Raw genomic sequence first — 9,931 nt, 5'->3', positions numbered from 1 at the left:
CCCCCACCCCTTCCCGGGAAGCCGATCTGGCGCGCGCCGAAGCCGACATGGCCCGGCTGGAAGCGCAGCTCGCCGAACAGGTAGCCCGCGCCACCGCGGATGCCGCCGCGTTGACCGACCGGCTCACCCGCATGCGCCAGGCCCTCGCCCGGCCGGAGCATGCCGGGGACTCGCGCTTGTCCCAGTGGGCCATGCGCCTGGAGGACACCGAATCCCCCGAGCCGTCCCCGGAGCTTACGCGGCTGCGTGAGAAGGCCCTGGACGCGCGGGAGGCCGCGCTGGACACGCGCCGCCAGGCCGGGCTGGACCTCCAGTCCGCGCTGCGCGTGCAGCAGGAGGACGCCGCCCGGGTAGACAAGGCGCTGTCGTCCGCCGAGTCCGACCTGAAGCGGGTGGAGGACGCCACCCGGGCCCGAGAGGAGGCCGAGCAGAAGGCCCGCCGCGCGGCGGAGGCGGAGACCCAGAAGGTCGTCCCGCCCCCGGCCCTGCGGCCGTCCCCGGAGAAGCCGTCCACGGAGGCGCCGACGCGCGCGGAGCGGCTTCCGGCGCGCGCGCCCGTGGCCGTCACTCCGGCGAAGAGCGACGCGCGCAAGGCGGGCCGGGTGCGGATGCACACGACCATCGACACGCGCAGTGATTCCAACTTCTTCACCGGCTTCTCGATGGACATCAGCGAGGGCGGCATCTTCATCGCCACGGTGGAGGCGGTGCCGCGCGGCACGCCGGTGGAGCTGGACTTCACACTGCCGGGGGGCCGGCCGCTGACGGTGAACGGCGTGGTGCGTTGGGCGCGCGACGGCAACGACCGCACGCCAGACTTGATGCCCGGCGTGGGTGTGCAATTCACCACGCTGCCGTCGGAGGTGGCGCACGCCATCTCGTCGTTCGTGGCGACGCGCGACCCGATGTTCTACCCGGACTGAGGGCTCAGGTGCCCCAGGGGCGCAGGGGCGTGAGCAGCCCCGCGTCCTGGAGGCGCGCCTGGACGTCCGCGGCCAGGGCGACGTGGGCCGGATTGGAGACGGTGAACTTCTCCTGAGTGAGGGTGATGAGCGTGCCCCGGTTGGGGATGTGCTCCACCTGGACGGGCGTGGGCAGTGGGGGCACGGGGCCTCGGAAGTCGGCGAAGTACATGACCCAGCCGACGAAGGTGCCGGGCGATGAAAATTGATCGACCTTGAGCTGCTCCAGATGCGCATGGGAGGTCGCGATTCCGGTCTCCGGCTCCCACGCCAGAGCCATGGCCCGTATCACACCGGCGAGGACGGGCGCGGTCAGCACGCGCTCCCCGACACTGCCCCGACTGCCGGTGTTGAGGGCGCAGACGGAGCATGAATGGATGGAAGCACTCCCGCAGTTGCCGTGAACGCTCGAAGTTTCATCTTCGTTCTCTCCCGCCCAGAGCCAGAAGCTGGAGCTGCCCATGAAGCGATGGGCTTTGCTCATCATGAGCTTCGCGAGTGTTGCTTCATCCGTATGGACCTGGCGCTTCCGGGCCTTCTCGAAATTGGCCGCCGTCTGGTGCCAGCGGTTCCACGTGGACTCCAAAGGGCCCAGCTGCTGGATGAAGGATGCAAGACGCTGAGCACAGGATTCGACCGGCTCTGAACGCGCCAGCCAATAGCAGCCTGCGTAGTACGTCTCGGACATGGTTCCAGGATTCCTTATTGGAGGGGGGCGATGTGGACGACTTCTATCCTGCGCCCGGTGCTGAGGAAGGCCTGTTTGAGGAAGGTGGCAAATCGATCCTCCGCGACAATCCAGCGAATGCGTCTTCCCTGCGCCATGGCCAATTGGCGATCCGCCTGAACCAGCATCTTTCGGAAGCCCTTGAAGAAGTCCTTCATCTCCATGTTGTCCTTGATGAATTTCTCATAGCCCTGGCCCTTGGCCTCCAGCAGCGAATCGTCGACCAGGTCGTAGCCGTCGAAGTCGACCTCTTCGTCTCCTACCTTGAGCCGGTACGCGGAGCCCTTCGGTGCTCCCGTCACCTGGGCCTGATAGTCGCGGGCGCGGTCGGACATCGACTCGTTCACCTGCACCCACTTGCCCGGGCCACCTGCGCTGCTACTCGAAGGCGGAGGGCCCATGGCGGCCATGGCCACCGCCGTGGACGCGAGCGTCACCTCCACCACGCCGTCCACCACCGCCACCGCGCTCACGTCCAGCACGCGCGCCGGGTTGAAGCCCGCCTGTGTCGAGCCCAGCCGCACCGCGTCCGGGAAACGCGGCATCCACGCGAGCGCGGACGACAGCCCCATCGTCACTCCGTGACTCACCAGCATCGTCACCGCGAGCGTCAGCCGGTCCAACTCACCGAAACCCGCGCCGTCCTCCAGCAAGGACAAACAATCTCCCGGAGCCTCATGCGCCCGGCACCACCGTCCGTACCCGTCCCGCAGCATGAACCCGAATCCCAGGTCCAACTGCGCCCCCTTCTTCGCGACCGCGCGCACCACCCTCGGTGACCGAACCGTCAGCGGCACCTCCAGCACCAGACGCGCCAGCGCCTCCTCGAACTCCCGAGCGCTGACCGGCACCCGCTTGTCCCACGTCTCCGGGGCGTAGGTCCGCGTTCCCCGCTCCGTGCGCAGCCGCACCGTGGGCCCGCTGGCGCAGCCCGTGAGCAGCACGACCAGCACCCCCCATACCCCGGCCTTGCTCGCGCTCATGCGGTCCTGCCCCTGTGGCACTCACGACACTCCTCGACAGGCACCTTCTCCGGCCCCTCCACCAATGCTATGCGCATCCCAGCAATTCATTTTTAACTTGAACATCTTGACTTCACCGGGAGCACATCTTGAAGCCTTCTTCCCTCCTCGCGGCCCTGACCCTGACCGGCCTGCTGTCCGCCTGCGGTCCTGGCGAGGCGCCTGAACCCCAGCAGATGCCCGCGTCGGACCTGGGCAGCACCACGGCGGCGCTGGATTGCGCCGCGTTCAGCGGCCCCGTGTATCACCGGGTACGTCCGTCCTCGGGCGACAGCCTCCTCACCCTCAATGCGAACGAGGCCGCCAACGCGGCCACCACCTACGGCTACACCGACGACCGGGGCACGCCCTTCAAGGCCGCGAAGTCCTCCGGCACCGGCCTGTCCCCCGTCTACCGGCTCTACAGCCCCAGCCGGGGTGAACACATCGTCACCATCGACGCCACCGAGCGCTCGAACCTCATCGCCTCCGGCTTCACCACCGACGAGGGCGTGGGTTTCTATGCGTCCAAGACGGCGGACGCGTGCCTCGTGCCCGTCTACCGCTTCGACAACCCGGGCCTGAAGAAACACCGCCACGCCGTCACCCAGGCGGAGCGCGACGCGCTCACCACCGCGGGCTGGACCAACGAGGGCATCCAGTTCTACGCCGCGCCCACCACGGTGGACACGAAGTTCACCTTCGTCGTCATCCCCGACACGCAGCAGGAGACGGTCTACGCCCCCACCCGGCTCACCCAGCGCATGCAGTGGATCGCCGACAACAAGACGGCCCAGGACATCCGCTTCGTGCTGCACACCGGCGACCTGATGGACTGGGACACGCCCGACCACCTCCACTACCAGCGCGCCAGTGATTCCTACCAGGTGCTCGACACCGCCCAGATTCCCTACGCCATCGCCCTGGGCAACCACGACACGGCGGCCGTGTGCCAGGGCGGCAGCGCATGCCCCGGCAACGTCAACGCCAACCTGCGCAACACCGCCACCTTCAACACCTACTTCCCCCTGTCCCGCTTCAAGGCCCTGGGCGGTGTGTTCGAGTCCGGCAAGTGCGACAACGCCTACCACACGTTCAACGCGGGCGGCCTGAACTGGCTGGTGTTGAACCTGGAGCTGTGGGCTCGCACGAACGCCGTGAACTGGGCGAAGACCGTGCTGGCCCAGTTCCCCCAGCACAACGTCATCATCATCACCCACTCACACCTGAACGGCAGCGGCGGCATCGAGCAGTCAAACGGTGGCTACGGCAACAACAGCCCCCAGTACGTGTTCGACAACCTCATCAAGCAGTACGCCAACGTGCGCTTCGTCTTCTCCGGCCACGTGGGCAACGCCGCCTACCGCACCGACACCGGCGTGAACGGCAACACCATCTACCAGATGCTCAACACGTTCCACGATGGCACCACGAACCCGACGCGGCTCGTGGAGGTCGACACCGCGGCCAACACCATCAGCACGCGCGTCTACGCGCCGCTGACGAACACGGAGCGCGCGGACGGCGCGAAGGCCTACAGCAACGTGAGCTGGGTGCGCTGAACGGACGCCCCGGATGAAACACACGGGCCCGCTTCCCACTTGAGGAAGCGGGCTCCGTCATCGGACGCCTCCTGGCTCAGGGCTGGTTGGGATTGCCGATATTCTGGAAGGGATTGAACGTGTAGGTCGTGGAGAACTGCGACGACGGGCTGAAGTAGTACGCAGCCAGCTTCGCCGGGTCCTTGGCGATCTCCCCTCGCAGGATGGGGCCGTCGTTCTGGTCGTCCCAGCCCCAGGGCGCGTTCGCGGAGTTGGTGCCGCAGTTGCCCGCCACCAGCCCGCAGCCGCCGCTGGTGTCGCCCCGGAAGGTGCCGTCGGAGGAGAACAGCGTGGTCAGGTCGCGGCGCGTCCAGAAGCCGTCGGTGGGACTGAAGATGTCGAGCAGCTTGTAGCGCACGTCCGAGTCCGTGGCGGACGACGGCTGCTCCGCCAGCGTGAGCGACGGGTAGTACTTCACGCCGTCTCCGACGATGTCGTAGTACGGCCACGCCTTGAGGCCGTGGCCCTTGGCCTCCTGCGCGGTGATGGGGTGGAGCTCGCCCTCGAAGGAGGCCATGGACAGCGTACCGTCGATGGACTCCGACCCCGACCCGAGCGGACTGCCGGACGGCACGAACGAGTAGAAGTCCTTGTGCGCCACCGTCACCGCGCCCACGAGCGCGCCGTACTCGCTGCCGTCGCGCTTCACGATGAGCAGCACGCCCTCGCCGTCGTTCTCGTGCTCGGTGTCGAAGATGGAGTCGGACCAGTCGCGCGGGTGGAAGAACGTGTAGAGCAGGTACCAGTGCGTGGAGGTCTCCACCACGGACTGGTAGGCGTGCGCGGTGAGGGCTCGCGAGCCGGTGTTGTCCCAGTTGTTCGTCCCGCTCCAGTCCCCATCGAAGTCCACGCGGGTGATGAAGTCGGACTTGCCACTCAGCGAATGCGAGCCCGTGACGTCCACGTCCTGGTAGTGGATGGGCGCCCACCGCTTCGTCAGCGCCGCCCTCGCCGCGGACGAACCCACGCCGTTCAACAGCGCCTGCCGGCCCTGCGCGAACAGCTCCTCTTCTTCCAGCACGCCCTCACCGCAGGCGGAGAGCCACATCAACGCCGTGGTGACGGCCGTGAACTTCAGGACAGAGGGAAGACGGCGCAGCGATGACCGCATGGGGGAACCGGCCTTTCCTTGAGGGGAAGGCGCTCATCAGACATCACCGCGAAATCTTTGTGAAAGAAGGTTTGCTTGAACTTCCTGTCAAACCCGAGTCGCCTTGCGGGTGACCGTTCCGTCCGTGGGGCGGTTATTTCCAGGAAGGTGCTCCGTGATGAACATCCGTTCGTGGCTGGAGCTGCGCTCGAACATGAAGGAGAACTTCGACGACATCTGTGGAGACACGTTCTGCGAGGGCGACTACAGCAACATCCAGTCGCTGCGCTTCCAGTGTTCCGTCAACAGCGGGACGGGTGTCATTGGCCAGTGCGTCTGGGTGTTCGCCGCGAGCAACGAGGAGCTCGACCCGTCCACGGGTGGATTCTCCGTGCAGACGCAGACCTGGACCTGCCAGAGCCCGCTGGCCAGCGGCACCACGATGGCCTCGCTGCTGACGGCGCTCTCCGGGACCTCGCCCCTCTACGCCACGCTGCCCGGCACCAGCACGACGATCTACGACGGCCTGGTGGACTGCCTGTAGTCGACGGACGCCGGCGCACGGCGACACACCGTCTCCGCGCGTGAACGCAGGGTCCCGGTCCGTACGCCGCACGCGCGAGTGAGGCGTCGGCCCGGAGGGAACAGCGTCGAATATGGCGGGCCCGGTGGGGCGGGGCCTGCCCGAGCTGCTCGACCGCCTTGGCGTACGTCACAAGGGCAGGCTCCTGCGCGCGGCGGTCGTGCTCTTTGGCAAGACGTTCCTTCCCCATCATCTCCAGTGCGAGCTGCGGATGGCCCGGTTTCGAGGCACCGACAAGACCGAGTTCCTTGACCAACGCAACGTGCGCGGACCGGCCTTCCGGCTGCTCGAGGAAGCCGAGCTGTTCTGCCAGCGGCATTTCCCGTTGGCTGGCCGCATCGAATCGGGCCGCCTGCAGCGTGTCGACCGTCCGCTCATCCCTCCAGATGCGATGCGCGAACGCCTGGTCAACGCCTTCATCCACCGGGACTACAGCATCGCGGGTGGCGCGGTATCGCTCGCCATCTTCGACGACCGCGTGGAGATATGGAGCGCGGGGCGATATCCGATTGGCATCACGCCTGAATCGCTCACACGTCCGCATCTGTCGGTGCAGCGCAATCCCATCATCGCGGAGGTCTTCTACCGTGCCGGCCTCATCGAGAAATGGGGCCGGGGCACGAACCGCGTCGCCGAGATGTGCCGTGCCGCCGGACTCTCCGCCCCGGAGTTCGCCGAGGTCACGGGCGCCGTGGTCGTCACGCTGCGGGTGAATGTGGGACAGACCCTGGCCGCGGATTGGGGGATGCTCCGGACGGATTGGGGGGTGCTCCGGACGAATTGAGGGAGGTCGCTGTCCGAAAGGAAATCGACGCGAAGGCGCGTGAGATCATCGAAAAACTAGGTCCCCGACCCAGAAAGGCAGCCCTGCGCGAGGCCATCATGGCGCTTACCTCGCTTCGGCCCTGGCTCCCTGCGGAGCTTGCCTATGAGCTGCATTACAACCCGGACAAGCTGACGGAGCGGCACCTCAAGGCCATGGTCGAAGAGGGTCTCCTCGAACGGACCCATCCCGATAACCCCAAGCATCCCGCTCAGGCCTACCGGACCACGCGCAGGGGCTGAACCATGGCCGTCAGAAGCTCAGCGTGCCCAGCAACTCGAAGGTGTTGCGATACACGTGCACCGGCTCCACGACGATGCCCTGCAGCCCGTTGTCGCCAGTCAGGTCCTTCACGCCCAATTCGTGGCGCGACAGGATGTAGCCCGCGCGCAGGCCTCCATCCACGCCGTGCAGTCCTGGAATGAAGTCCTTCACCAGGATGACGTCCACCCCCGCTCCCAGGTGCAGCGTGTTGGGCCACAGGTTGCGGAAGAAGCCCGGCCGGCGCACCCAATACGAGTTCGGGTTCGCCATCCCCTGCCCGTTGATGCTGCCGTCCTCCAACCGGTACCACGTCAGCCCGTAGCCCACCTTCGCGTAGGGCTGGAAGCCGTCTCGCAGGAAGTTGTAGCGGAGGCTCCCCGCGTACTCCCACATGTCGAGCTTCGTCCTCAGCTGGAAGACAGACATCCCGTCCGATAGCGGCACATCCAATCCCAGCGTGCTGCGCGAATGGAACAGCGTGTCCTCCGACGTGAACTTGTCCCCCAGGTAGAAGCTCACCTTGAGCATCGCCGACACCGCGGGGCGCACCACCGGCCGGACCAGGTCCGGGTCGTTGATGTTGCCGGCGATGGCCGGATCCAACGCCGTGAGCTGCCCGTACCATTCGCCCAGCTGCCGGTCGTTGAGCAGCAGCCCCGTGAAGTCGTCTCCAAGCAACTGCACGCCCACGCCCGCCTCCACCGTGAAGCGACGGCGCGGCAGCCGTTCCTGCGGCGTGTAGACGGGCTGGTGGTTCTCCACCACCGCTCGCACCGGCAACCCCACCACCCGGTAGAGGAAGTCGAGCGGCGGCAGCGTGATGAGCAACGCCACCGGCGCGTTGAGGAACCCCAGGTTGTTGGAGAAGTCGTCCTGGACGTCCAGCGGGAAGAACCACGGCAGCTCGCTCGGCACGTACAAATCGAACCCCGCGCTGGGCGCCGGGCGGTTCCATCCCTCGTTGAAGGCCGGCCCCACGATGGACAGGTTGCCCATGTCCGAGTGCGCCACCAGCCCCGACAGCGGTGACCTCGCCATGGGGAAGCCCCAGCGCAGGGGCAGGATGAGCCAGGACCACTCGCGCCGCACCTGCCCGTCCACCAGGGCCAGGTCGTAGACGCGCTCCCAGTCCGGCACCAGGTCGATGCGCGACGCCAGGTCGTAGCGCACCACCTCCTCCGGCAGCGGCTTGTCCGGGTGGGTGAGGTACTCCTGGTGGTCGAAGAATTGCCGCACCGCCTCCGTGGAGCCCGCGGGGCCGATGTTCTTGAAGACGCCCGGCACCGGGTACGTGGCGTGTGACTCCCGCGCGTGCGGTCCTGGACAGGCCAGCAGCTGCTCCAATCCCTTGGAGTCCGCGCCAATGTAACCAATGGGGTGCGTGTTGATGACCGTCTCCGCCTCGTCCGCCCAGACGTAGCGGCGCACGCGCGCGAGGAGCTTCTTCTCCCCGGGCCGGTCCTCTCCCCGGGCGTCCAGCTGCGCCTGCCATTGCTCGCGGGGCAGGTAGGCATTGGGGCGGGCGAAGTCGAACACCATGCTGTTGTGGTGGAAGAAGTACTCGATGCGCTTCATCACCAGCGGGTCCGCGCCGTCCGCGGTCCAGTCCCCCTGGAGGATGCGTCGCAGTTCCGCTTCCGTCAGCGTGCGCTCCACCGCCGAGCGCGGAGAGACGGCCACCGCGATGTGCTCCCAGTCCCCCTCGTGATTGTTGCCGCCCGCGTTGAAGGGATAGAAGAACCAGTACTGGATGAGCGGCTCGTAGCCGGGCGGCCCCTTCTGCGTGCCCTTCACCGCATGGATGAACGGATGCGCGTACACCTTCTCCGTGCCCAAGTAGCGGCGCGCGGGCTGGCCGTCCACCGCACCCTTGTACGCCGCCATCCACGTCTTCGGGTCGTAGCCGGGGAAGTCGAAATACATCACCGTGAAGGGCGCGCGCTCCGCGTCCACCGCGTCCTGCCGCAGCCGGGGAATGGTGGGGTGGTCCGGATGGAACTCGCGCAGCAGGCCCACCAGCCGGCAGTCGTCCCGCGCGTCCTGGCCGGCGGACTCCGTGCGCAGCGTCACTTCCGGCGCGCCGTCCTCCGGACAGGGCCGGCCCAGGCTGGAGAAGTTGATGGAGTCACTGCGCATCAACACCGCGCCGGACTTCGCCAGGTCCCAGGTGTCCAGGTTGAGCAACAACCCCCCGGGCTGGTCCCGGAACACCTTGTGGTCGGAGGGAAAGGTGTAGGTGTTCTTCACCATGAACGGCGCGAAGCGGACCGCCAGGGATTGGAGGACCTGATGGCGCGTGTCATCCACGCCGTCGCGCGGGGATTCGTCCCGCCAGGCCGGGTCGTTCGGGTCGCCGTAGAGCGACAGGGCGACACTCGCCTCCGTCTGTCTCACGATGCGCGGATACGAAAGCGGCACGTAGCGGAAGTATTCCTCGCGCGCGGGCTGGCCGTCCGCGTGGGCCATGGCCGCCACGAGGAGCACGAACGGCGACAGGGCCCGTGCCGCACGGACCGGAACGATGTGGCGCATATGGAAAGCGTCCCCCTGAAGCCCCGCGTCGGGACGCGCGGCGCCAGGGACGCTAGGGGGCAGCGGCTCCGGACCCCGTCGCCCCCCGGGGCCGCCCGTTCGTCACTGCACGGTGAAATCTCCGGCAGTGGACACCCGGGGTCCGGCATGCCTGCGGAGCAATCCCTATCTTACCGGCGCCATCCGTCGGATACCGGACCGGCCCCCGTGGCAGGGGGTGAAACACAGGCCCTGTTTCTGGCAGAAAGAAAGACAACCCATGAGGGGGTGGGACTGCGTCCCCCCTGAAGGAGTCCCTGTCGCATGAGCACGATTCTCCGGACCCCACCCCTCGCCGGTGGCCGTCCC

9 protein-coding genes are annotated in these 9,931 nt (G+C 67.2%); 5 read left to right on the top strand and 4 right to left on the bottom strand.

What is annotated here, in order from left to right; all coding sequences use genetic code 11:
• Positions 1–923: TIGR02266 family protein (locus D7Y11_RS39010; RefSeq protein WP_126936215.1), on the top strand; the 923-nt coding region annotated here is incomplete at its 5' end.
• A 4-nt stretch (positions 924–927) separates the two neighbouring features.
• Here the strand turns inward: D7Y11_RS39010 and D7Y11_RS39005 are convergent.
• Together D7Y11_RS39005 and D7Y11_RS39000 are read right to left on the bottom strand one after the other, a co-directional pair.
• Positions 928–1,650: an immunity 52 family protein gene (locus D7Y11_RS39005; protein WP_126936214.1), complete on the bottom strand. Its 723-nt coding sequence runs from the start codon at positions 1,648–1,650 to the stop codon at positions 928–930.
• Positions 1,651–1,664: 14 nt separating this feature from the next.
• Positions 1,665–2,672 (bottom strand): restriction endonuclease fold toxin 5 domain-containing protein, encoded by a 1,008-nt coding sequence (locus tag D7Y11_RS39000; protein ID WP_126936213.1) that lies wholly within the window; start codon positions 2,670–2,672, stop codon positions 1,665–1,667.
• A 128-nt stretch (positions 2,673–2,800) separates the two neighbouring features.
• Between D7Y11_RS39000 and D7Y11_RS38995 the strand changes: the two genes are divergently transcribed.
• On the top strand, positions 2,801–4,252 hold the full coding sequence (locus D7Y11_RS38995; protein WP_126936212.1) for a metallophosphoesterase: 1,452 nt from the start codon (positions 2,801–2,803) through the stop codon (positions 4,250–4,252).
• Between the two features lie 76 nt (positions 4,253–4,328).
• Here the strand turns inward: D7Y11_RS38995 and D7Y11_RS38990 are convergent, their stop codons facing one another.
• Positions 4,329–5,402: a hypothetical protein gene (locus D7Y11_RS38990; RefSeq protein ID WP_126936211.1), complete on the bottom strand. Its 1,074-nt coding sequence runs from the start codon at positions 5,400–5,402 to the stop codon at positions 4,329–4,331.
• A gap of 154 nt (positions 5,403–5,556) precedes the next feature.
• On the opposite strand from D7Y11_RS38990, the gene D7Y11_RS38985 reads away from it, so the two are divergent.
• The 3 genes from D7Y11_RS38985 (at position 5,557) to D7Y11_RS38975 (ending at position 7,029) form a co-directional block, all read left to right on the top strand.
• On the top strand, positions 5,557–5,925 hold the full coding sequence (locus D7Y11_RS38985) for a hypothetical protein (RefSeq protein WP_233607541.1): 369 nt from the start codon (positions 5,557–5,559) through the stop codon (positions 5,923–5,925).
• 112 nt (positions 5,926–6,037) lie between these two features.
• Positions 6,038–6,748, top strand: a complete 711-nt coding sequence (locus D7Y11_RS38980; RefSeq protein WP_126936210.1) for an ATP-binding protein — start codon at positions 6,038–6,040, stop codon at positions 6,746–6,748.
• 98 nt (positions 6,749–6,846) lie between these two features.
• Positions 6,847–7,029 carry a Fic family protein gene (locus D7Y11_RS38975; RefSeq protein WP_126936209.1) on the top strand — a complete coding sequence of 61 codons (183 nt, stop codon included), beginning with the start codon at positions 6,847–6,849 and terminating at the stop codon, positions 7,027–7,029.
• Positions 7,030–7,039: 10 nt separating this feature from the next.
• Here D7Y11_RS38975 and D7Y11_RS38970 read toward each other — a convergent pair whose 3' ends face one another.
• Positions 7,040–9,583 (bottom strand): hypothetical protein, encoded by a 2,544-nt coding sequence (locus D7Y11_RS38970; protein ID WP_126936208.1) that lies wholly within the window; start codon positions 9,581–9,583, stop codon positions 7,040–7,042.
• Between the last annotated feature and the right edge of the window lie 348 nt (positions 9,584–9,931).

Source organism: Corallococcus sp. AB018, from assembly GCF_003986945.1.
Lineage (GTDB): Bacteria > Myxococcota > Myxococcia > Myxococcales > Myxococcaceae > Corallococcus > Corallococcus exiguus.
This window is presented reverse-complemented; position numbering and strand designations above follow the sequence as displayed.

Bases quoted from the DNA above. Each gene is read 5' to 3' on its own strand.
- D7Y11_RS38980 (WP_126936210.1), top strand. From the start codon at position 6,038: ATGGCGGGCCCGGTGGGGCGGGGCCTGCCCGAGCTGCTCGACCGCCTT.
- D7Y11_RS39005 (WP_126936214.1), bottom strand. From the start codon at position 1,650: ATGTCCGAGACGTACTACGCAGGCTGCTATTGGCTGGCGCGTTCAGAG.
- D7Y11_RS38970 (WP_126936208.1), bottom strand. From the start codon at position 9,583: ATGCGCCACATCGTTCCGGTCCGTGCGGCACGGGCCCTGTCGCCGTTC.
- D7Y11_RS38990 (WP_126936211.1), bottom strand. From the start codon at position 5,402: ATGCGGTCATCGCTGCGCCGTCTTCCCTCTGTCCTGAAGTTCACGGCC.
- D7Y11_RS39000 (WP_126936213.1), bottom strand. From the start codon at position 2,672: ATGAGCGCGAGCAAGGCCGGGGTATGGGGGGTGCTGGTCGTGCTGCTC.
- D7Y11_RS38975 (WP_126936209.1), top strand. From the start codon at position 6,847: ATGGCGCTTACCTCGCTTCGGCCCTGGCTCCCTGCGGAGCTTGCCTAT.